The following is a 24,046-nucleotide window of genomic DNA, read 5'->3' as shown; positions in this document are numbered from 1 at the left end:
AAAAATATTTTCCCAGTTTAACGAAACAAAAAATAAATTTTATATGGACGAATAGAGCGAAAATAAAGATTTTACATGGCTACCGATTAATTTTAAGTCGCGCTTAAAAAAACTCGCTTGTTTTAGGCCTAAGTCACGATTTTTAGGATTATTAATGGCTTCTAAAATAGAAGATTTTCCGCTACTATTTTTACCGCAGATGATATTAACATGCTCAAGATTTTTTAACTCTAAGCTTTTAATCCCCTTATAACTTTCTAATTTGATTTGTTTTACCATAGTCTTTCCTTTTCAAAAACCCACTTTATTATTATTTTGGTAACCATAGCTTTTCTTTAATTAATCTTATTTTTATAACTTGTTCCGACACCCCAAAATCTTTGGCTATATTGTGAGAGACATATTCAAGGGCGGATTCGCCTGATGAATCCCATTCGTTAAAACCTTTTATTTCCGCTTTTTTTATGGTTCTGTTTAAACTTTTTATTAATTTTTCTTTTGGCACAAGTAATCTGCCTGCGAATTCATTCGCGTGATATTCAATCCAGCTGTATTGGTCTTCCGGAAGGCCCGAAAAATATTGAATATACTCTTCAAGGCTGGAATATTTAATTTTTGAAAAAATATTTTTATGAAGGACAAGATGACCGATTTCATGGGCGAAGGAAAATCTAAGCCGATTTTGATATGATTCTCTAAGGTATTCCTCATTATCAACCGCAATTGTTTTTAAATCACCGAGCAGTAAAGCATCCGCGTCAACGTCTGTTTTCAAACCGGAGATGGGGAGAATACTTAAATCCAGATCAAATTCTACAATAGCGAATATATCAACAGGACAATCTTTATCCCAAAATTCCTCTCGAAATTTATCAGCTTTCACCCAAATCTCATCAATAGATATAAATGGCGCTTTAAAAGAACTTGTTTTCACATTTCCTCTCAACTTTTCCTGATTTTCTCAGCAATCTTTTTCATTTCTTTCGGCGTAGGCTTCTGGCCCCTTAAAGTCCTGAAAAATGCCGGAAGTATTTTAACAACCTCTTTATCCGACATAATATCTTTTGGTATCATCCCCCTGCTTGCCGCGGCAAGGTCAAAAAATGTATACCAGTTATCAGACCTTTCTTTCAGCCCCAGTGCGTAAGCATAGCGTTTGAGAATATCCTGATCCTGAGGCGGCACCATCGCACCGCGCTCAATTTTACTCATGTTCCCCGGATCAGCCGAAGCCTTGATACAAAATTCCCTGAGCGTTATTCTATTCTTTTTCCTGAATGTCTTTAAAAATTCTCCAAAATTCTTAAAGCCTTCATTATCTATCATGGCTCTATGCCCCATCATAGTTCTATACCCTCCTTTTTTGTATTTGTTGACCTAATTTTACAACTTTATCCCGTCGATGTCAAGATTTTTATAACGGTGAGACTAAAAGGCAACTTTTACTAATTCATTTCCAGAAATTTGATAATTTTTAGCGGAGAGAGAGCTTCTTTAATGATTAAATTTAATGCACGCAAAAATAATAAAGAAATAAGCTATAAATTATTTTTTTGATTTTGCAAATTCAGCAAGCAATATTTCAGAACGATCGCGTACTAACCTGACTTCGGGATTTGAACCGGGATTGACTCCAATCAATAACGAATAAGAGTAAGTAATATCAGCCCATAACTGACTCAATACAGCCGAAGTTAAAAGATTAACTTCTTCAACTTCAATTTTAATAGTCGGCATAAGTTTTCCAAAATGGTCTGCATTTGCCAATGCGAGAGCATAATCCACATCTGCAATGTTTAATCCATTATGTTCAGGATTTACCGGTTTGGGCGATTTATTTCTTAATGGATGCTGGAATTGAACATCCCCTTTTTTTCTCAAGAGAAAAATCCCTATTTTGGTATCACGATTCGACAAAATACCTTCAATATTAAGATGCGAATCCCTGGGAAGACCGAAATACCGCGACATAGATATATCATTCCCGTCCTTATTTACACCTTCATTCCAAAATTGAACCATTTCATCACAGGAATGCAGCAACATATCATCATTACAGCCTAAATAAATATGATTAACTTTATTGTTTAGTTGAGCTGCTCGAATATATCTTGCCACCGCGGCGGGAGGACTTGAGGGATCACTCAAATCCCATGAATTTATACAGTAAGCTATTTCATTCCAATATTCTTTTACCGGAAGACCCAAAAGATCAAAAGGGACAAGCAATAAGGGTGTCATATTTTTCCCAAAACGTCCCGGAACCTTCTCCGGGAAATCGAGGTTCAGGCACCCCTCTTTATGCTGTTTCGATAAAGCAAATAAAGGTCCTGAATTTGCAAATATAATACGAACGACTTCGGAAATCAAAAATTCGTCGAATTTGACAATTTCTTGTGTTTTCCCGCTTCGTGAATATTCAATAAAAAGTGTGTTTTTCACATTACAATCTAAGGGCAATTTGGATAAATCCTTGGGATTGTCACAAATAAACCATTGGAGTTTCTTATTTTGATATTGATACCAGCTTTGTGGGAAATGAAGAAATTGCTCATTTGCCCCTATTCCCACTGTTATAATATATTTTAGACTTGAGTTCTTGAAATATTTTTCAATAAATGTATGAATCTTTGGCGAGATATTTGTAAAATAATAATCCAAATATGCAAGGATCCCGGTTCGATAGTAAGAAAGGAATGAATCTCCGCCTTTAATCTTATCTATCAAATTTTTCCATTCTGATTCAAGCAGGGAAAATACACCATTATCAACATCGAAAGGTTCAATAAATGCTGGCAAAGACGCAGTAATGGATAAACCCTTCATTTTGTATATTCCTTTGGGAGCCGCAATCCAAGTTACCTTTTGTTCATCAATATACCTTGCGGAAGACACTGGAATTGAAAAATTTAATCCTAACTTTTGCAAAGCCTCAATAACATAATCCGGTTCCAAACGATATAACTCGGCTAAATCATTGATTAAACGTTTTGTGCTTAAAGCGTCCTTTACGATTTCCTTTAAATTTTCTTTAGAAATGTCTTTCCTGGGAAAAGCGTTTGTAATATTATCAATTAATTTGTCCAGCCAAAGAGAAATATCTTGTTTAGATTTGGCTCTTTTATACTTCATTTTTTCCTTCTTTTAAAACTTAAATCTATATTTTTGTATTCGTCCCCATCAATATATTTTTTCACATATCTCAATATCATTTTCTCTCCTCTCTTATGACTAATTCCTCTCTTATTACACTGGTCAAATTTTCCTGCAAATATTTGCGGATTTCCACTGATGAAGATAGTCCCATTATTTTGTCCGCCAAAATCTTTGTGTCATGATAAGTGGTTAAACGTATAATCTTTTTTACAAGCGGAAGTGAAACGATGTTCGTGCTGAACTCATCCAGCCCCATACCCAGAAGAATAATAACAAATAAAGGGATACTGGCCATTTCCCCGCATAAGCCCACCCATATACCTTCTTTATGCCCCGCGTCAATAATGTTTTTTAATAATCTGATTATCGCGGGATGGAGAGGTTCGTAAAGATAAGCGATTTTCTCATTGGTTCTCTCCACTGCCAACGTGTATTGAATTAAATCATTTGTCCCGATACTGAAAAAATCGACTTCTTTTGCCAGGATGTCCGCGATAACCGCGGCAGAGGGAGTTTCCACCATTACCCCTATTTCCATATCTTTATCATAAGCGATTTTATCTTTATCCAAGCCTTCTTTTACTTCGTTTAAAATACGTTTTGCCTCTTTGAGCTGGGACAAGCCTGAAATCATTGGAAACATAATTTTAATCTGGCCAAAGGCGCTTGCCCTTAAAATTGCCCTAAGCTGCACTTTAAAAATTTCAGGATGTTCAAGGCAAAGACGGATGGCACGCAGTCCCAAAAACGGGTTGACCTCGGGGGAAATATCCATATAAGAAACAAACTTGTCCCCCCCTATATCAAGTGTGCGTATAATTACAGGCTTGGAACCCACCTTTTTCACCGCTTTTTTATATACCTGAAACTGCTCTTCTTCGGTCGGCAGGCTGTTACGGTTTAAATAAAGAAATTCTGTGCGGAAAAGCCCTATTCCCTCGCCGCCATGTTCAAGAACCGCGTCTACTTCTTCGGGGGATTCAATATTACCCACGAGTTCCACGCTATGGCCGTCCTGGGTTTCAGCCGGGAGTTTCGTGACTTTTTTTAATTCCTTTTCAAAAACATTGAATCTTCTTTTTATGGCCTGGTAGGCTTTTAATGTTTTTTCCGAAGGGTTAATAATAACAACCCCCTGGTTCCCGTCAATAAGGACAGTGTCTCCCGTTTTAACATTATTGCTTATATTTCTTAAACCCACTACCGCGGGGATTGCTAACGATCGCGCGATAATAGCGGTATGCGATGTCTCGCCCCCGATATCCGTTGCAAAACCAATGACCTTGTCCTTTTTCATCGAAGCGGTATCAGACGGGGAAATATCATGCGCGATAATTATAACCTTTTGTTTAAGTTGTGAAATAGATCTTTTGTTATATCCCAGGAGATTGTAAATCAATCTTCTTCCCACATCTTTTAAGTCAGCACTTCGTTCTTTTAAATATATATCATTGATCTTTTCAAAAACCGAGGCGGTCTTTTTTAAACTTTCCGAAAGCGCATATTCAACCGATAATTTTTCTTTTTCCACCTTATCAACTATATCTTTGGTAAAAACCGGGTCTTCCAAAATTAAAAGGTGCGCATCAAAAATCCTTGCTTCTGATTCACTTAATTCTTTTGTTAACCGTTCTTTTAACTCAAAAATTTCTTTTTTAGTGGCGACAATGGCCTTTTCTAAACGTAAAAGTTCATTTTTAACCTGGCCCTGGCTGACCTTTTTCTTTTCTATAACAAAATTATCTTTATCTATAATAAACGCCCGCCCTGAAATTATCCCGGGAGAGGCAGGAATACCTTTAAAATTATTCTCCATCGAGTTACTCCTCATTAAATCTATTTTTAAAAAATACTTCTATCTTCCTCATCAATTCAGGCGCGTCCTCGCCGCTTATTTTAAATTTTAACGCGCTTCCCGGTTCCCCGGCCAGGGCAAGGAGGCTGAGAATACTCCTGCCGTCAATAACCTCGCCGTTTTTTTCAATAAAAACCTGTGACCTGTGCTGTTTGATCATCTTGACCAGAAGCGAGGCAGGCCTTGCATGTAATCCTAATTTATTTTTTATTTCAAATTCCTTTTCTTGTTCCATGGCGGTATTTATTATGTTTTATGAATATATTTTGTGCCCATTATAAGGCGAAGAATCAAATATGCTATTTTATTTGGATCATGCCTTATTAAATCTCCTGCAATTGATGCCCCCTTTTCTATGGCCAATAAATCGTCTTCTATTATTTTTATTCCCATTTTTTCTGTCTTCTTTCTGTCCAATTTTACAGGGTAAGATTTTTCCGCCTTGTAACTTTGCAAAAATTCCTCTCCTATTTCCCCGTTATTTACAATAACATAATCAATTAAACGGCCTGGGACATGATCCATGATTGCCTGCAAATGATCGGAAACCGTATACCCGTCTGTTTCATTAGGCTGCGTCATTATATTGCAAATATAAATCTTTACCGCGTCTGATTTCTCAATCACCTCCGGAATATCTTTAACAAGAAGATTCGGGATAATACTTGTGTATAAACTTCCGGGCCCCATAATAATTGCTTCGGCTTCTTCAATGGCTTTTAAGGCATCTTCCGTGGGATAAATTTTTTCAGGTTTTGTAAAAATACTTTTAATGCCTCCTTCGCTTTTTGTTATTTTGCTTTCTCCGATGACTTCCCTTCCGTCTTTCATAAAAGCGCCTATCTGGACATCATTCAGGGTGACCGGAATCACATTCCCCCTGATGGCCAGGACCTTGCTTGACTCTTTAACCGCCTCGCCAAAATCACCCACGACCTCGGACATGGCTGCAATAAAAATATTCCCGAAGCTGTGCCCGTCAAGACCTGTTTCTCTGCCGAATCTATACTGGAATAAATTTCCCATCAGGGGGGCCGAATCGGCGAGAGAAACCAGGCAATTCCGGATATCGCCCGGAGGCAGAATTTTCATTCCTTTTCTAAGCTCTCCCGAACTCCCGCCGTCATCCGCCACAGTAACTATCGCGCTGATATTGCTTGTATATTCCTTTATTCCCCTGAGTAAAACAGGTAGCCCCGTCCCGCCGCCAATTGCCACAATTCTTGGCCCTTTTTTAAGCTGTCTATTTTCAAAAACAATATCCACCAGGGTATCTTCTCTCTGCGGAAGCAATATACTTGTTAAGGATTTAATAAGCTTCCGGATGCCAAGAATAACCAATAAAATTCCAAGTCCCAGGAATAATAAATTCCTTTTTGTAAAAAAATATGAGTCTTCAGGAAACAGAAAAACAGTCATCCTGCGAAACGGATTGGACAGACTTACTCCAATAAAAAAAATACCCACAGCTAAAAGAGAAAACCACCGTTTTATGCCCATCCCCGGGTATAGCCATTTTAACCTTTTCACCCCCGTCCGCCCTTTCTACGACCTATTCTTTAATGTCATGACCGACTTGATAGGTCTTGCCTGATTAGCCGCATACAGTGTTATTCCTTATTTATGTCACGATACACGGTATTTACCTTATGTTTTTGCCTGACCAGATATTTTTTTAATTCGCTGCTTACAACAACTGACCTGTGTTTTCCTCCCGTGCATCCGATACCTATATCTACATGTATCCTGTCTTCTGTCAAATAAAATGAAGTCATTTGATTAATAAACGAAAATAAACTTTTCAAAAATTTTCTTGTTTTTTTTGATTTCAGAATGAAATTCCGGACCCTCCGGCTCTCACCCGAATAGGCCCTTAGGTTTGCGATATAAAACGGATTAGGCAAAAAACGGACATCAAAAATCAAATCCGCGTCCTGCGGTAAACCATATTTATAACCAAAAGCCGTTATATTAAAATTAATTTTATTTGGTTTTTCTTCTTTTAGAAATACATTTATGATTTCTTCTTTAAACTCTTTAAGACTCAAATTTGAAGTATCAATAACCTTCTTTGCTTTTCCCCTGATTCGTTCCAGGTAAGACCTCTCAAGCCTTATATTTTCTTCAATAGGCCGGTTTCCCCCTAACGGATGTTCTCTCCTTGTCTCCTTGAATCTTTTTAAAATAACCCTGTCGGACGCCTCAAGAAAAAGTATTTCATATTTGAAACCTATATCATCTAATCTGTAAAGGATATCCTGTAATCCGCCAAAAAATTTTCTTCCCCGGATATCAACCACAATAGCTACTCTTCGCAATTTGTCCTTCGATTTTTCGCATATCTGTATAAATTCAGGGATAAGTGCCGGGAGCAAATTATCTATGCAGAAAAAACCCAAATCTTCAAAAATATGGACCACCTGGGTCTTACCTGCACCGGATAATCCTGTAATAATAACAAATTTGAATTTTTGCATTAAATTCCTTTTAAAAATCAAATTCTTCTTTTGTTTGCCACTGGTGCTATGGCTGTCTTTTATCTTCTTCTGATATGGCAGACAGAATTTCTTCAGCACTTTGTTTCATCTTCAATTTTTTCCTGAAATTAGAATCCTTTAACAGCCTGGAAATCCTCGCTAAAGCCTTAATATGTTCACTGGTAGAACTCTCAGGGGCAACCAAAAGAAAAAATAAATACACAGGCTCGCCGTCTAAGGCTTCAAAGTCAACCCCTTCTTTGGCCTTGGCAAAAACAGCCGCGATTTTCTTAACATCCTTTGATTTGCCATGGGGTATTGCCACTCCCTCGCCGATTCCCGTACTGCCGAGTTTTTCTCTCTCTAGTAAAATTCTTACTGTTTCCTCGCTGTCTTTAATCTCGCCCAACGCTACTAATTTATCCACCATTTCCCTTACAACTTCTTCTTTATTCCTTTTCTCCAAAACCGGAATAATTGCCCTCTTGTCAAGAAAATCCATCAATTTCATTAAATTACCCTCCAATGTTTTTTTAACACATTTACAATTCTGCCTGTTTTATATCTTTTTTTAGTTTATGTTTCTGTATCTTTTCCTTCTGACGTTTCAGCTGGACTTCCATTTTTTCAAGCACTTTATCAATAGATGCATACATATCTTCTGTCTCTTCTTCACCGAAAATCTTCCCTATATTTGTGTGCAGGACAACCTCTATTCTATGTCTGTTCTTCTTTTCGATATCCATAATCACATGGGCTTCAATAATATGATTAAAATATTTTTCGAGATGAGACAATTTTTTTTCAACATAATCTTTCATTGCGTTTGTCACCTGGACATGCCTGCCTGTAATTCGTATTTCCATTAGTGTCTCCTTTCCATAAAGTGGTCACTTCGTGACTTGATTTTTCTTTTATTTAAAGTGGGAATTTTCAATTCATCTCTGTATTTACTTACGGTTCTCCTCGCGATATTAATCCCCTTTTGTTTTAACATAAACGCTATTTCTTCATCGCTTAAAGGTGTAATTTCATTTTTTATAATGTCCCTGACCGACTCTTTAACCATTAAAGTTGAAACCAATTCATTGTTTGCCGTATTATAACCTTTTAAAAAGAAAAATTTCAGTTCAAATATTCCCCTGGGTGTCTGGACATATTTATTGTTGACTGTCCGGCTTACGGTAGATTCATGCAGGCTAACTATGTCTGCAATCTGCTTTAAATTTAAAGGACAAAGATACTCAAATCCATTTTCAAAGAAATCGTGCTGTTTTTTAACTATTGCTTTTGTAATCCGGTATAGAGTCAGCCGCCTCTGCTCTATGCAATGCAGCAGCCAATTAGCCGATTGAAATTTTTTGGACAAAAATTCTGAAACATCATAAGATGTTTTTTCTTTATTTTTCATCAGGTTCAAATAATATTTATTTAAACCTAAATTCGGCAGCCGGTCATCATTTATAATAACTACATACTCATCTTCAACTTTGTCCACAATAACATCGGGAACAATATAAAAATTATTTATCTCTTCCAGCATACTGCCCGGGTATGGATTTAAGGTGGAAATTAAATCAGCAGATGCTTTAATTTCTTCCATGCCTCTATTCAGATGATGGACTATTTTATCATAATTTTTATTCTCAATTTCTTCCAGGTAATTTTCCAATATTATTCTTGCAAGCTTTTCTTTTTCTGATTTATCTCCTAACTGCAATAATAAACATTCCTTTAAATTCCTGGCTCCCACACCCGCGGGTTCAAAAGTCTGGATAACTTTTAAAATTCTTTCTGCTTCATTAACGGTCACACCTGATGTTTCCGCCAATTCTTCCAGGGAAATTCTTAAATATCCTTTTTCATCAATTTCACCGATAATAATCTCGCCAAGCGAACGTTCATCCAATGTCAATTTACTCATATATAATTGCCACATAAGATGTTGGAACAAAGTGGTCTTGGCTTCTATAGGTTTTTCCGGAAAATTATTTTTATCTTTTTCTTCATGTGATGTATTATTTTCTTCAAATAATTCCTGCCAGTCTTCTATTTTAAGATTTTCATCATGTTTTTCATCTTCATTTTCGTCTTCGTCTTGTTCCAAAATTTCACTATTCTGCGAATTCTTTTCTTCCTCACCGTTTTCTTCAGATGTTATTTCTTCCAAAAAGGGATTCAATACCATTTCCTGCCTGATATAAAGAAGCAGTTCCATGTTCGACATTTGCAGTAAACTTATCGCCTGCTGTAACCTTGGCGTTAATACTAATTTTTGTGAGATAGTCTGATAAAGTCCCGTTTTCATAAGTTATAAGTTAAAATTACATCTTGAAACTCTCGCCTAAATAAATTTTCCTGGCCTGCTCATTATTAAGTAAATCCTGCGCGGTCCCTGATACCAAAATTTCACCCTCGGCAATAATATATGCCCGGTCCGTAATAGCCAATGTTTCCCTGACATTATGATCGGTGATCAAAATTCCAATCCCCCTTTCCCTTAATTTGGCAATTAATTTCTGGATATCCAAAACAGCGATGGGGTCAATACCGGAGAAAGGTTCATCTAAAAGGACAAAAGAAGGATTACAGGCTAATGACCTTGCTATTTCCACTCTTCTTCTCTCCCCTCCGGAAAGGGCATAACCGTAATTATTTTTTAAATGCCCTAAACTAAATTCACAAAGCAGTAATTCAAGCCTCTCTTTAATTCTTTTCTCCCCTGGTTCATTAAATTCCAAAATAGCCCTGATATTTTCTTCCACTGTTAAATTTCTGAAAATAGAAGGTTCCTGAGGTAAATAATTAATGCCTCTCCTCGCTCTTTTATAAGTCGGCAAATGAGTAATATCTTCATCGTTCAGGAATATATTTCCCGCTTCCGGTTTTATCAAACCAAGCGTCATGTAAAATGTAGTAGTCTTGCCTGCCCCATTCGGGCCGAGAAGGCCTACTATTTCACCGTCATTAATTTCTACATTCACATTTTTAACTACTTTTCTTTTCCCGTATGATTTCGCCAGATTACGGGCTTTCAGGTTCTTTATCAACTTTATCTCCTTCTTCCAAAACCGTTCCTTCAACCTTTCCTTCAATTATCAGCCTGTCTTCCTTCAAAAATAATGTCATTTTTTCACCCTGGAATTTATTTTCTTTTTGTTCAATCCTCGGAGACCCTGTCATTACAACTTTATCCTCTTTTTCATAATATACAGCTTCTTCACAATATGCCTTACGATCGCCTTCTTCTATAATAACAGCACCTTTTGCCCTGGAATAACCATCCTTCGAAAACATCTCCATAATTTCGCTTGTAACAACCAATTCTTTAAAGTCTTTTGACTTTTTAACATCTTTACTCCCGTTATCTTTACCGGATTCCTGTTTTTTATTAATTATTATCATTTTCGAATTTTTTTTAAGGACAGCATATTCATTATCACGATGATATTCAAAATAACCGCCCGTCATAACTCTATTCTCTTTTTCTGTGTCAATAACTATCTTAACATTATCCTCGCCTATGGCTTTTTTGCCCTGCGAATACATCTGCATTTTATCAGAATAAACAGTTAATTCCCCTTTTTTAAATTCAACCGAACCGGTAAATACAGCAACTTCCTCCTCATCTTTGCTGGTATATTCAACCCTGTCCGATTTTATATTTATCGTACCTTTACTGCCATTATTGTCAACACTTTCTGCCTTAATTGAAAAAGATAAAAGAAAAAAAATAAGCAGAAAATTTAATATTTGCATTTTGCATTTTGCATTTTGCATTTTCCTATTCCTTCGCCTCGACTTTAACGTCTTTCAGGATTCTGACATTTTCCAGATTGGGGTCCGCCTCCATGCCCAGGCCTGTAACAATACTGTCTTTTTTTTCGACCCTGACTTCCTTATCAGTAAAAAACTTCCGGTCATTGGAAATCCATTTCAATTTCGAGGTATTTAATTTATTCCCGCTTTCAGTTGTCAAAACGACATTTCCCTCTGCCTCCATATCATTGGTTTTTGTATCAACATTTCCGTTTTCAGAAACTAAATGAGATATTATCTCTTTCCCTTTTTTATCAAAGAAAAAATCTATATTTATTTCAGAAGCTGTAATTAAATTTTTGTCTTCAAACACTACCGCTTTCTTCGCATAAAAAATCCATTCCATTTTACCCGCGTTTGTCGCGGTAATAGAGAACTTATCAATTACCAATTGAGGCCCTTTTTGATTATTTTCGGGGGAAGAAATTTTTTCATCTTTTCCGCACGAAGAAATTAAAAGGGTAAAAGTCATAATAATGATAAAAAACATTAAACTTTGCCTGCTCATTGATATTAACCTCTAAAAACCTGTGAATTTAAGCCTCCAGCGCTTTCCTATCTTGAAAATCTTTTTCTCTTTAATTCATCAATTGCCATTAACTCTTCAAGCAAAACAGGCAAATCCTTTATTGCAAGCATATTCGGCCCGTCACACAAAGCTTTATCAGGACTTATGTGGACTTCCATAAAAATTCCGTCACATCCGCAGCCCACTGAAGATTTAGCAAGATACGGCACAAATTCCCTCTGCCCGGAGGAAGATTTACCTAAACCTCCCGGGAGCTGGACACTGTGTGTAGCATCGAAAATTACAGGATATCCCAATTGCCTTAAGTAAGGCAATGAACGCATATCCGCCACAAGATTATTATAGCCGAAAGATGAGCCCCTCTCAGTTAATATTATATTTCTGTTCCCCGTGCTTTCAACTTTTGAAACAATATTTTTCATCTCCCAGGGAGATAAGAACTGCCCCTTTTTTATATTTACAGGCCTCATTGTCTTTGCGGATTCCACAATAAAATCTGTCTGGCGGGAAAGTAATGCCGGTATCTGAAGTAAATCCAATACTTCCGATGCCTCTTTAATTTCATTTCTGCAGTGAATATCAGACGTAACAGGAATTTTAAATTTTTTTTTCAACCTGTCCAGGAACTCAAGGCCCTTTTTAAATCCCGGCCCCCGGTATGAATCAATGGATGACCGGTTTGCCTTGTCGTAAGATGCCTTGAAAATAAAAGGGATTTTCAGTCTCTCAACTATCCCAACTAATTTTTCCGCACAAAGGAAAAAAATCCTTTCCGATTCAATCACACAGGGCCCCGCAACAAGGACCAATGGATTTAATCCGCCAATTTTTACCTTATTTATAGTAATCTCTCTTGTTTTCATAAATAAATTTAATAACTTTTCCCGAAATTCATTCCTATAAACATCAAATCTGCGCCATCTATGCGGCCATTCAGATCAATATCACTTATCGACTTATACATACTAAAATCTTTAGTCGAACCAAAAGAATTTGCAAATGGAACCAAATCATCACCATCGACAATCCCGTTTTTATCTATATCTCCCGCCATTGTTGTTTTAAATCTATAAACAGGCCCCCTGGATTCAAATTTATTTTTGTCCCGGTAAATAATCCTCCAATAGTAAGTTTTGCGGTATTCCAAATTATTTAAAGTGTAAGAAGAATCAGAAATATTTTCCGCTATTTTTGTACCGGCCCCGGACGTATCAAAATAAACATCATAACTTATCGTATCCCCCTCATTTATATTGTTTACCTCCCACTGGAGCGTAACATCCAAGCCGGTAAAAGTATTATTTTCCGGATTTAAATAAACAGGAGAGGCCATTAAACGGCTGGATGCAAATTTTAAATAAATATTCCCATCTGTACTTTTTGAATAATAAGCAACATGCGGCAACCTATTTTCGTCAATAACCATAGCAGGATAATATCCCGCGTCATCAGAATCATCTATTACAGTTATCTCCCAAAATTCTCCGTTGTAATAAGCATATTTTAAGGCGCCATTTGTTTTATCATAATATGCGATATGCGGCCTGTTTTTCCAATCTACGGCCATTGAAGGATATAACCCGGCATCACCGTCAAAATCAACTATTTTTGTTTCCCATGAATAACCATCCCAATACATGTATTTTAAATTTCCTTTATCATTGTCATAGTAAGTAATGTGAGGGTATCCATCTGTCCCGATTCTTAAACAGGTATATTTGCCAATATCAACTGAAATGTCTAAAAAACCATTTTCCCAGCCGGATGCCCGTTTGGCATATCTCAATCCCCCGCAGCAGAAATCATAATAACCGATTTGAATTAGATTATTTTTCCCGATCCCAAGCGAGTTATTAGAACCGCAATGGACAGTATCAACTTCCTCTGTTTTCCAATTTCCATCACTGTCGCGATAATTGTAAAAAATATTGCTGTTAATGGAATAGCTTATGTGGGGATTATAACTGCTGTCAAGAATCAAAGATGGATAGCTGTATCGTGAATAATAGTTTGAATCTATGATTTCTGTTTCCCATTGTCCGTTGGCCAATTTTTTATATTTTAAATAACTCCCGGTGTAATCCGCAAAATTATGGACTATGTGCGGGATATTACCGGCTAAACATAATGAATAATTGTAAGAATACAGCTTACTGCTGTCTAAAAGATACGTTACCCATTTATTATTATCATAAAAGGCATAATTCAAAGAGCTGTATCCATACAATAGATGAAAATTCCCGTCTTTATCCCTCTCTAACACGCGGCTGCCCGCATAATCCGGCAGATTAGAAATACCTGTAATAGTTTCAACCTTCCACTTTTTTTCAATAACATCAGTAATATTTATGTCAAAAGGCAGTTCAAAAGTATATCCTTTTTTATCGGTGATTTTCAGATTAAAAGAAATTAAATAATCAATGGGCGTGGATTTATTTACTAAAACCGTAAACAATCCGTCAGCCTTCAATCCTTCGTTTATATTTCCGAAAAAGGCTTGATCCGATATAATATCCGTGAAAATATCCCCCGTGGATAAAACGGCCCGGATATCTTCAGCGTCTTCAAACATTTTATTTTCTAACGTTACTATGATACTTATCTTTTCCCCGGGATTCACCCTGCCGTTGCCGTTTCCCCCGTCATTATCATCTATAGAAACTGCCTCTATCTGCAATCCGGAAATACCGGAATTTCCAAAAGCCGTGTAAATATTTGAGGAATTCGGGGTCCCGTCCCTTAAATTGTTATTGTCATCATCTTTCATTAAAACCTCCAAAAAAAAGTCCGCAAATGTAGTCGGGAGACCGTAGCGGGCAAAATGGAATAAACGGTCCGCCGTGTCCCTGCCGAGATATTTTCTCATTCTCCACATGGCCCCCGCGATAATACGGCCGTCTGCATGGACTTCATCAGAAAAATCCTCAGGAGAGACAAAATTATTATCAATATTCCTTATATAGGGTCTCGAATGTAAGAGACCTTCTCCAATCAAAGACTCATCTGTGAGAGTGCAGGCCCAGTAATCTGAAAAACCCTCATCCATAGCCCCTGATTCCGTGCCGTCTATATAATCAAGAGACCCTCCTTCCTGCATATAAAGCCTATCTGTAACTCCATGTGTATACTCATGATAAATAACATCTGCAAACAATGCCCAGCTTTTGGAATAACCTGATGTGCCCGCGCCAAACCCCATGCCTTCCGTATTACTCCAATACGCATTATCTCTATAATAGTCTGTAATTCGGACCACAGCCGGCACGCAATAATCCATACCGGTAAATTCAGGGTCGATACTTTTTATATAATCATGCATTTTCATAGAATGATAATAAACATTCATTTCCTCATAGTAGCCTGACGTAAGGCCGGTGTTCCATATTATATTCTGGGATTCACTATCATTCAGTGTTTTATAAAACAGCGAGTTATTTCCATCTTCATTGGTCACGTTCAAATATTTCCCTGACAAACCCGATGTTAGAAGGTAAATCCCAAAGGGAGTCGGGACTGAATAATTTCCGTCTTTATTTGAAATGGCACTATAAGATCCGGCGAATACACTTTCGTAAGGGAAAGAAACCTCCTGAGGCGAATCGCCGGAATAAAAAGGCAAAATATATCCTGTTATTTTGCCGCTAATATCATTGTTAATATCATTATATTTCATCTTAATACCAGCATTTTCGGCGTCAATAAAATATACCCAGTTGCCCGCCGGTCTTTTTACGGTTACTTCCAATTTCCACACAAGATAATACTTGAAACCTTCCTTTATCTCTTCGGGGTATATCAAAAGCTCGGGAACGGAAATTTTATCTTTTTCCGGGTTAAAATTAATATCGTCCTTTATAATCTTAACGGCATTATTTTCATCAATTTTTTGCAAAACCGGAATATTTATATCCGGAAAAACGTCTGCACCAAATAATAAAAGGTTACCGTCTTTATCAAACTGGAAATCAACCCGGCTGTTGTAGACAGGAACATTTTGAAATAACTGTTTAAATGTTACATAAAAAATTGGACCGTGTTTTCTGCTTCGCTGCAATTTTAAATCTGAATTGTCTATTTTAAAAAGCCCTTGATTTTGCTCAATAAATGCCCTTGAAACACTTTCAAACTCGCTTTCAGAAAAATTTTTTTGTCCTTCTGTTCTTTTTAAAACACCGTCTTTCCCGGTGACCGGCTTTTTATTGCCAAAAACACGATGGGGTGTTCCTGTTTTCTTATTCCACTTGACATTCCAGTTTTCTCCATAATTTTTTTTAAATTCCTGCCATGGAAAAGAATCAGAAACAGCCGAATTATCCGCGCCGGCAAAAGAAATAAAAAATAATCCTGCAGAAATAACATAAAAAAATAATATCAATATCTTTTTCATAGACATAATATCGGCTATATCCTTTTACTTATAATCCCCCCCCCAAACCAGTCACCTGTTATCTCAAAAGATTCCAGGGAAGACGAGTTATATCTCAATAATTTATTATTCTCAAAAATTACAGCGAAGTTTTCTTCCGCAATTGGAATAAATGTTATTTTTCCAATTAATCCGCTTCCTTTTACGGGGGAGTTATTTAACACATTTATGGCGACATAAATCCGTCCCTCTGTTTTATTTTGTAACGAAACCTGGAAACCAGAGGTAGACTGCCCGCCTGATTTAAAAAAATCCCCCTCTTCACTGCCTGAGTAATTTATTACAGAAGGATTATACACTAAATCAAAATAAACGGTATTTATCTCCCCGACATCTTTAGCATTAACCCCTAAAGTAAGACTTCCCCTTTCACTTTTTAATTCACTTAAATAAATGGAACCACTGCCTGGATTATTAGCCGGGAAAAAATTAGCCTGGAAATTGGAAATATCTGAATCGGAAGAAGAGCCGCATTTGCAGCCTGGAAGCATTAATACTTCTATCCATAATAAAAACGTAGCTGCTTTTTGCTTATCTATTATCATTCATAATATTATAACATTTTTTAACCTCTTTTGCCAATTATTTCTTTAAGAATCTCCATTTCTTTCAGTTTAAAAATATAGCTTAAAAATAAGAATATTATTGCTCCGGAAGATATACATATCCCCACTTCAAAAATCTGGCTTGCTAAATCCAAAACAATAAATTTCTCTATAAAATTAAATAACCAAAAGCAACTTATTCCCATTATTGAAGAAATTATTATTACTTTGCTTAATGGCAATAAAATATTTTTAAACCCCATGGCCCCGATTTTCTTTTTTAAAAAGATAATTAAAAGCGCAAGCTGAATAAAATTTGAAATCGACACGCTGAGTGCCAGGCCCGGGAATTTCATCATCCGGACTAAAATAAAATCCAACAAAACGCTTGTCCCAAGCATTGTTAACGCTATTTTTGCAGGCGTGAAAGTATCCCCCAGTGAATAAAAAACAGGAGTGATTATTTTCACTCCTGCATAACCTAATATTCCAGCACTGTAAAACAAAAGCGCCGAAGCAGTCTGCTGTGTGGCAGCCGGGCCAAAGGCCCCTCTTTCAAATAAAAGCCGGATAATAGGAACACGTAAAACAATAAGCCCTGTTGCGGCCGGGATTACAATAAATAACGCGAACCGGAACGCGTAAAAAACAGTAAGTTTTACTTTTTCAATATCCCCTTCAATAAACTGGCTTGAAAGTGTCGGCAAAATGGCTGTTGAAATAGCCGCTGTAAAAATTCCCATCGGGAGCTGGATCAGCCTGCTTGCGTAATATAAAATGGAAATCGCCCCCTCTCCCGCTAAAGACGCCGACGAGGCAAAAATCCTTGTGACGGCAATATTGATTTCAGTAACTGCCAGCGCGAAAACAGCCGGCCCGACCATCTTTATAATTCTTTTTATTGACGGGTGCCAGAATATAAACTGGATCTCGAATCCGCTCCGGAAAAGGAGAGGCCATTGAACCAAAACCTGCATAATACCGCCTAAAACCACGCCTGCCACTATCCCCTCCAGGGGCCTGTGGAAAAAAATCCCTAAAAACAAAGATGAAATAATAATCCCGAAATTAAAAACGGCGGACGAAATGGCAGGGATAAAAAAATGCTTGTATGAATGTAAAATCCCTATTATCCAAGACGAAAGCCCGATAAAAATTAAATAAGGCATCAAAAACCTTGTTGTCTTAATAGTTAAATTTAATTTTTCGGGGGAAGAGATAAAACCTGGGACAACCAATTTTACGAGAAAGGGCGTAAAAAAAACCACCGCGAGGGTAATAAAAATTGAAACAAGCAAAATCATCCAAAAAACGCTGTTCATTAACGCATTTGTATCTTGTTTTCCCTTTTTTTCAATTGATTCGGTAAAAACAGGGACAAGCCCCGCGCTCAAAACTCCTTCCCCCATCAGGTGCCTCAGCATATTCGGGATGCTGAAACTTGCAAGAAAGGCATCCGCAACCAGCCCTGTCCCGAGGAATTTAGCGATAATCATATCGCGTATAAAGCCAAAAATCCTGCTCAGGATTGTACTCAAGCTTATAATTGTCGTCGATTTAATCAGGTGCTTTTTTGTGGACATAAAATAGTTAACAGTGAATAGTAGTTAGTTTATAGTGTATAAAATATTTTATTTTTTTTATTCACTATCAACTATTCACTATTTTAATACATTTTGGAGGGCATTTATCAATGCAAATCTTACACCCGATACATTTATCTTCCAATACTTTGAATTTACCGGCGTTTTCAGCGTCGGGCTGGATGGCTTTCACGGGGCATACCTTCACACATTCCGAACATCCGGTGCATCCGCTTGTTTCAATTTTAACTTTCGCCCTCGGGCCTGCCAAATCTACAATAGTCTTGTGAGGACACTTGGCGGCGCAAATACCGCACTCAATGCATTTCTCATAATCAAGTCTTGCCAGGTTATTTTCCAGGGTAATTGCCTGGACAGGACAGAATTTAACACAAATCCCGCACCCCAGACATCCGACAGCGCATACCTCCCTGACCTTTGTACCTTTGTCCAGCGAACGGCACGGAATATGTACGCGTTTTTCTTTGGGATACATGATAATAAGGTTTCGCGGGCATACCCTTATACACTCCTCGCACCCGGTGCATAACGAATTGTTTATCATCCCCCTTCCGCTGGAGTCAAAATACCTGGCGTGCGTCCTGCAGACCGCCACACAATCGCCTAAACCTATACAACCATACTGGCAAACCGTTGCATCAGAAGCTAAAGCGGCCGCACCCTCTTTGCAGGTAGTAATGCCTTTTTCTTTTAATTTATTCGCTCTTGTCAATACATCACCAATACATAAATTCAGAGTATATGTTTTTGTCAGGCTGTCCACCTGTTTATCCCCGCTCAAGAATGCGTTAAGGCTGTCTTTGTCCTGTGTTAACAAATCACAAATCCCGCAGAACACGCATTCGTCGCGGCCGCATGGCTGCGCATCTTCACGCGCGTAAAGATAAAATTCGGGATGAAGGTTGAAAAAATGCCAGACGATAATGGTATAAACTCCCCACAACGCCTCCTTATTATGAATAATGTAGGAAATATCGATAATAAATTTCCCGAAATATTCTTCCAGCCAGAGGATTGTTCCTGTAATAATAAAAGCTATAGTACCCTGGAAAACAATCCAGTAATCGCATTTTTCATTATAATAAAAACGCTTTCTTACAAGTTTTTTCTTTGTCAAATGCAGTGAAGATAAAAGATGTATCCAGAAATCAACCAGATCCTGTTTGGTAAATATCAGGTTTTTGAAATTGGACCGGCCGTCAGAACTGACAAACAAAAATTTCAGATGGTAAAGAGAAGACGCGATAAACGCAAACGCCGCTATTCTATGGAGAATCCCGCTAATCTGCGACCAGAAAAGCCTGCTGTCCCCGAGATAATTTATCCATGATTTTGGAATACTTTTAAAATAACCAGTAAGGAAAAGAATTACCATACTGGTAAAAAATATCATGTGCTGGTTTCTATTTTCGATTCTTCTCTTGAATATCTGAGGCATAATTTAGTATTTAGTAAATAGTGAACAGTTATTAGCCATAATAATATATTACTATCGACTATTCACCGGCAACTATTCACTAATAAGTTTCCATGGCAAAATTTTACCGTAATGTTCTGTCGATAAATATTTTTGCCATATAAATTTCATATTTTTACCTGTTATTTTCCAATTTTTATTTTCTGTCCGGGACAACGCTTTTATAAAACCGGCTAATCTTCTGTCCCCGCGGGAAAAAATTGACTGCAAAATCGCACTTTTTACATCTTCTGTTTCCAGTTTGATTGATCCTAAGCCGGAAATAGCCTTTTGTAAAAAATGCAATTTCGATTTTAAATCCTCCTCACTGCTCATACAAACATCTTGCCATGGAGTATGAGGTTTCGGCACGTAAGGAGTAATATGAATTGTTATTTTAACCAGATTTTTCGTATTTTTATAAATTTTTATTGTAACATCTCTGATTTTTTGTGTCAAGGCATAAATGGCAAATATGTCCTCCTGTGTTTCCCCGGGAAGTCCGATCATAAAATACAACTTAATATTTTTTATTTTATTTTCGGCCAGGTTTTCTACGGCCTGGAGTATATCCCCCTCTTTTATTTTTTTATTGACCATATTTCTCATCCTCTGTGAACCGCATTCAGGGGCCAATGTTATTGTCTTTTGATTGTTCTGGGACAGAAGATGGGCCAATTTATCATCAATTTTATCTATCCTCAATGACGAAAACGATATCCTGGAATTTTTTAAAGAAAAGAAATCAAATAGTTCATCCATCTCAGGATAACATGACACAGCGGGGCTTATTAATCCGAACGATTCTATATTCCCCTGTTCAAGGACAATTTTTTTTATAGATTCCAAGCTTCTATAACGATAGGGCTTATAGACAGATGTTGCCCCGCAGAAATTACACTGGTAAGGACATCCCCTTCCAATCTCGATAAGAAACATATTCCTGAATTCGGAAAAAGGGCTGGTTATTTGAGGCAAAACCGGAAGGCTGTCCAGGTCTTTGATAAAAAGCCTTTTTATCTTAGACGGCGCGCCGTTTTGTATTTCAACGGAAGCTATCTCATTTTTATCGTTATAAATAAAGTCGTAAAATTCGGGCACATAAACACCTTCAATTTTTGAGATATCTTTCAAATATGATTCACGGTCCATTTTTGTTTTAAAACCGTCAGGGTAATTTTTTGCATAAATATCAATCAGCTTATTTAATACTTCCTCCGCCTCGCCGATTACAAAATAATCAAAAAATCCGGCGACAGGCTCAGGGTTTAAAAAAACGCATACCCCGCCGCCGGCAACCAGAGGGTGTGTTTCGTCGCGCCCGCTGGCAAAAACAGGGATATTCCCTTTTTCCAGTATTTTCACGGTATTTGGATAATCACCCTCAAATGATAATGAGAAGAAAAGAAAATTAAAACTGTTTAAAGACTGTTTTGTTTCGAATGAAGACTGTTTTTCATCCTCGCTTAAAAATATTCTTTCACAGTAAACGTTATTGAAGGAATTCAGGAGGTGATAAATTGTCTGGAAACCGAGGCTGGACATTCCAACCGGATAAAAATTCGGGTACGCCAGAGCGGCCTTGATATTTTTGCCATACGGGCTGTATTCAGGTCCTTTTTCGCTCTTTAATAATTCTCTGTTGCTGATCATATGATTTGTGAAAATTATATCAGAGATTTGGATTACACGGGAAATTTTAAAATATCTTTATTTGAACGCGTCATCCGGCCTGAGAAGCCGTGCCGTCTCATTATTTTTCTTCAAAATTCAGGGTCAAAGTCAAAGCCGCCCTTGCCTATTTCAATCAATTTCATAGGAGAAGATGATTTGTCGAGATTATTTCGTTTAACATCAAATATGTCGTCATTATTATAACATTTTTAACGCTTTATAAAGAACCCTGTATGTTTTATCGTAAATTCCGGGCGCACCGCTTTCTCTCGAACCGGCAATATTCAATACTCCTGGTTTAATTGTCTTTATCCACCCGGTTATCATATTAATATAGTCCTTATCATGAGTAAAATTTATTAAAAGATATGGTTTGTTGAGTTTTTTGCACAGTTCAATGGTAAATACAGTGCCTTCACCGGCGGGTCCGTCCACAAATATCAATGTCACATCGCTGTCTTTAACGTTTTTTTCTGTCCGCATTGAATAGCTGTCAATATCCAGTTCAGTCATGGACTTATATTTCAAGTCCAGCGGGCCGTCTTCCGTCATCCTGCCCTTCGGCAATGACCCGCCATATTCCAGCCCCAGGGCTATGGCAACATCCAGTCCTGCCCTGTCAGCCCCTGTTTGTCCGCCGGAGATTATTTTAAGCATATTATAATATTATACATGATTAATGATTTTAAAAAACAGCTTATTCCAACACCCTCTGGGCAAGGCGATGTAACTCCTGATTGGCAAGCGCTTTTGGGTAAACTTTTAAAATTTTATTTTGCGATTGAAGTGGCAATGTTGGGGCTGTCGGGATTCACATCGATAGTTCTTTTGTTAGGAATTATAACCAGATCCATGTCTTCCATGGGAATCGCACCCAGAAGTATCTGGTCGCCCATTACTAACGCCCCTGCAAAACCAACCCGGTTTTTAAATCTGATTTCAATAGGACCGACGTAAGAAACAAGTTTCTTGCTTCCATCGGCTAATGTGGCCTCTTTTTTATCTATTTCTTCCAATTTCAACTGAATTCTTATATGGTCGGGAATACAAAGATGAACTGATCCCGTGTCAGCAAGCGCGGTAACTTCCACCGGTTTAAGACTTTTTTCTCTTGGATTTTTAAGTATTATTTTTGCAATTACTAATCCCATTTTATTCTCCTTTCTATACATTTTATTATACTCCGCTACCGCCAAAAATATTATAACATTTTATTAAATTCTTGTCACATTTTTTGTTTTTCAAACAAAAAACCCCGGCCTCTAAATATAGAAACCAGGGTAAAATTTAGTAGAGACAAGGCAATGCCTTGTCTCTACGTTTATCCATCACCGTTTGTCTCTTAAAAAAGTGGGTATATCCAGGCTGTCTTCCAAAAAGTTTGCTAAACCCGGTTCAACTTTTAAACCTTCCCGTTTTTCAAAAACCTGGTGCCCCGCGTTTTTTAAATAGTCAATATTATACTGTTCTTTTCCAAATCCTTTTTTCCGGGAAGGCCTTTCAAAACCTGTTGCAATGACCGTTACTCTTACTTCGTCCCTGCAGTCTTCATTAATTACCGCCCCAAAAATTATATGCGCGGACGCGTCAGCCGAATCATTTATCAAATTAGCGGCTTCACTGACCTCGTGTAAAGTCATTTCCGGGCCGCCTGTTATATTAATAAGGATTCCCTTCGCGCCGTTTATAGTCGCGTCTTCCAAAAGCGGGTTGGTAATGGCCTGCTGGGCCGCTTTCAAGGCCCGTCCTTCACCCGCCGCCGAGCCAGTCCCCATCAGGGCATCACCCATACCCGACATAATCGTCCTGACATCGGCAAAATCCAAATTTATCAATCCGGGAACAGTAATCAAATCTGAAATACCCTGTACCGCGCTCCTCAAAACATCATCGGCAACTTTAAAGGCATCAATAATCGGTATATTTTTTCCAACGACCGAGAGAAGCCTCTGGTTAGGAATAGTAATAAGAGTATCAACGTACTGGGTCAATTTTTTCAATCCCTCGTCTGCGTGGACAATTCTTTTTTTGCCTTCAAAATAAAACGGTTTTGTGACAACTGCTACTGTTAAAATTCCTTTTTCTTTAGCAAGCTGTGCTATAACAGGGGCCGCGCCTGTTCCTGTTCCGCCGCCCATCCCTGCAGTAATAAAAAGCATATCCGCACCTTCAATTGCCTCGGATATTTTTGTCTTGTCTTCTATCGCAGCTTTTTCACCGAGCTCGGGGCTTGACCCTGCCCCCAACCCGCGGGTGACCTTTTCGCCAACATGTATCTTGACATTAGCCTGGGAAGCGCGCAAGTCCTGTAAATCAGTATTGACCGCAATGAATTCAACACCCTGCATTTTTGCGTCAATCATCCTGTTAACCGCGTTACCGCCGCCGCCGCCAACTCCAATAACTTTAATCGAAGCCGATTTTTCAAATTCATTACTGAATTCTAACATTTTATCCTCCTATAAATAGTTCTGAATTCTGGAGTACCCTTATTTTAATACTTCA

23 protein-coding genes are annotated in these 24,046 nt (G+C 37.7%); all 23 read right to left on the bottom strand.

Translation table 11 applies throughout. The annotated features are described in order from the left end of the window. Positions 1-39 precede the first annotated feature (39 nt). Positions 40-279 carry an AAA family ATPase gene (locus AB1498_08200; protein MEW6088270.1) on the bottom strand — a complete coding sequence of 80 codons (240 nt, stop codon included), beginning with the start codon at positions 277-279 and terminating at the stop codon, positions 40-42. A gap of 31 nt (positions 280-310) precedes the next feature. Further along, the gene (locus AB1498_08195; protein MEW6088269.1) at positions 311-934 is read right to left on the bottom strand and encodes an ImmA/IrrE family metallo-endopeptidase; all 624 of its coding nucleotides are present in this window, start codon (positions 932-934) and stop codon (positions 311-313) included. Positions 935-942: 8 nt separating this feature from the next. Further along, the gene (locus AB1498_08190; protein MEW6088268.1) at positions 943-1,344 is read right to left on the bottom strand and encodes a helix-turn-helix transcriptional regulator; all 402 of its coding nucleotides are present in this window, start codon (positions 1,342-1,344) and stop codon (positions 943-945) included. Positions 1,345-1,545: 201 nt separating this feature from the next. Continuing rightward, positions 1,546-3,132 carry a hypothetical protein gene (locus AB1498_08185; GenBank protein ID MEW6088267.1) on the bottom strand — a complete coding sequence of 529 codons (1,587 nt, stop codon included), beginning with the start codon at positions 3,130-3,132 and terminating at the stop codon, positions 1,546-1,548. 76 nt (positions 3,133-3,208) lie between these two features. Further along, a complete protein-coding gene (gene ptsP / locus AB1498_08180; protein MEW6088266.1) occupies positions 3,209-4,972 on the bottom strand; it encodes a phosphoenolpyruvate--protein phosphotransferase in 1,764 nt (587 codons plus the stop codon). Between the two features lie 4 nt (positions 4,973-4,976). After that, a complete protein-coding gene (locus AB1498_08175) occupies positions 4,977-5,246 on the bottom strand; it encodes an HPr family phosphocarrier protein (protein ID MEW6088265.1) in 270 nt (89 codons plus the stop codon). Between the two features lie 11 nt (positions 5,247-5,257). After that, positions 5,258-6,541, bottom strand: a complete 1,284-nt coding sequence (locus AB1498_08170) for a YvcK family protein (GenBank protein ID MEW6088264.1) — start codon at positions 6,539-6,541, stop codon at positions 5,258-5,260. A gap of 80 nt (positions 6,542-6,621) precedes the next feature. After that, on the bottom strand, positions 6,622-7,488 hold the full coding sequence (rapZ, locus tag AB1498_08165; GenBank protein MEW6088263.1) for an RNase adapter RapZ: 867 nt from the start codon (positions 7,486-7,488) through the stop codon (positions 6,622-6,624). Positions 7,489-7,534: 46 nt separating this feature from the next. Next, on the bottom strand, positions 7,535-7,999 hold the full coding sequence (locus tag AB1498_08160) for a PTS sugar transporter subunit IIA (GenBank protein MEW6088262.1): 465 nt from the start codon (positions 7,997-7,999) through the stop codon (positions 7,535-7,537). Between the two features lie 31 nt (positions 8,000-8,030). Then, the gene (gene raiA, locus AB1498_08155; protein MEW6088261.1) at positions 8,031-8,354 is read right to left on the bottom strand and encodes a ribosome-associated translation inhibitor RaiA; all 324 of its coding nucleotides are present in this window, start codon (positions 8,352-8,354) and stop codon (positions 8,031-8,033) included. Then, positions 8,354-9,796 carry an RNA polymerase factor sigma-54 gene (rpoN, locus tag AB1498_08150; GenBank protein ID MEW6088260.1) on the bottom strand — a complete coding sequence of 481 codons (1,443 nt, stop codon included), beginning with the start codon at positions 9,794-9,796 and terminating at the stop codon, positions 8,354-8,356. The genes raiA and rpoN overlap by 1 nt, the downstream gene beginning before the upstream one ends. 16 nt (positions 9,797-9,812) lie before the next feature. Further along, a complete protein-coding gene (gene lptB / locus AB1498_08145; protein MEW6088259.1) occupies positions 9,813-10,535 on the bottom strand; it encodes an LPS export ABC transporter ATP-binding protein in 723 nt (240 codons plus the stop codon). After that, positions 10,513-11,268: an LptA/OstA family protein gene (locus AB1498_08140; GenBank protein ID MEW6088258.1), complete on the bottom strand. Its 756-nt coding sequence runs from the start codon at positions 11,266-11,268 to the stop codon at positions 10,513-10,515. Before AB1498_08140 ends, lptB begins: the two co-directional genes overlap by 23 nt. A 4-nt stretch (positions 11,269-11,272) precedes the next feature. Beyond that, positions 11,273-11,815, bottom strand: coding sequence for an LPS export ABC transporter periplasmic protein LptC (gene lptC, locus AB1498_08135; GenBank protein ID MEW6088257.1), 543 nt, complete (start codon positions 11,813-11,815; stop codon positions 11,273-11,275). A 47-nt stretch (positions 11,816-11,862) separates the two neighbouring features. After that, positions 11,863-12,699: a 3-deoxy-8-phosphooctulonate synthase gene (gene kdsA / locus AB1498_08130; protein MEW6088256.1), complete on the bottom strand. Its 837-nt coding sequence runs from the start codon at positions 12,697-12,699 to the stop codon at positions 11,863-11,865. Positions 12,700-12,707: 8 nt separating this feature from the next. Beyond that, positions 12,708-16,223, bottom strand: a complete 3,516-nt coding sequence (locus AB1498_08125) for a M36 family metallopeptidase (protein ID MEW6088255.1) — start codon at positions 16,221-16,223, stop codon at positions 12,708-12,710. Between the two features lie 14 nt (positions 16,224-16,237). Continuing rightward, positions 16,238-16,807 carry a cohesin domain-containing protein gene (locus tag AB1498_08120; GenBank protein ID MEW6088254.1) on the bottom strand — a complete coding sequence of 190 codons (570 nt, stop codon included), beginning with the start codon at positions 16,805-16,807 and terminating at the stop codon, positions 16,238-16,240. Positions 16,808-16,827: 20 nt separating this feature from the next. Next, the gene (murJ, locus tag AB1498_08115; GenBank protein MEW6088253.1) at positions 16,828-18,390 is read right to left on the bottom strand and encodes a murein biosynthesis integral membrane protein MurJ; all 1,563 of its coding nucleotides are present in this window, start codon (positions 18,388-18,390) and stop codon (positions 16,828-16,830) included. 67 nt (positions 18,391-18,457) lie between these two features. Beyond that, positions 18,458-19,849 carry a 4Fe-4S binding protein gene (locus tag AB1498_08110; GenBank protein MEW6088252.1) on the bottom strand — a complete coding sequence of 464 codons (1,392 nt, stop codon included), beginning with the start codon at positions 19,847-19,849 and terminating at the stop codon, positions 18,458-18,460. Between the two features lie 72 nt (positions 19,850-19,921). Further along, positions 19,922-21,520, bottom strand: a complete 1,599-nt coding sequence (locus AB1498_08105) for a radical SAM protein (GenBank protein MEW6088251.1) — start codon at positions 21,518-21,520, stop codon at positions 19,922-19,924. A gap of 219 nt (positions 21,521-21,739) precedes the next feature. Further along, positions 21,740-22,198: a putative molybdenum carrier protein gene (locus tag AB1498_08100; GenBank protein ID MEW6088250.1), complete on the bottom strand. Its 459-nt coding sequence runs from the start codon at positions 22,196-22,198 to the stop codon at positions 21,740-21,742. A gap of 113 nt (positions 22,199-22,311) precedes the next feature. Continuing rightward, positions 22,312-22,692 carry a clan AA aspartic protease gene (locus AB1498_08095; protein ID MEW6088249.1) on the bottom strand — a complete coding sequence of 127 codons (381 nt, stop codon included), beginning with the start codon at positions 22,690-22,692 and terminating at the stop codon, positions 22,312-22,314. 177 nt (positions 22,693-22,869) lie between these two features. After that, the gene (gene ftsZ, locus AB1498_08090) at positions 22,870-23,991 is read right to left on the bottom strand and encodes a cell division protein FtsZ (GenBank protein ID MEW6088248.1); all 1,122 of its coding nucleotides are present in this window, start codon (positions 23,989-23,991) and stop codon (positions 22,870-22,872) included. Positions 23,992-24,046 lie beyond the last annotated feature (55 nt).

The sequence above is a fragment of the bacterium genome (assembly GCA_040754625.1).
Lineage (GTDB): Bacteria > JACRDZ01 > JAQUKH01 > JAQUKH01 > JAQUKH01 > JAQUKH01.
This window is presented reverse-complemented; position numbering and strand designations above follow the sequence as displayed.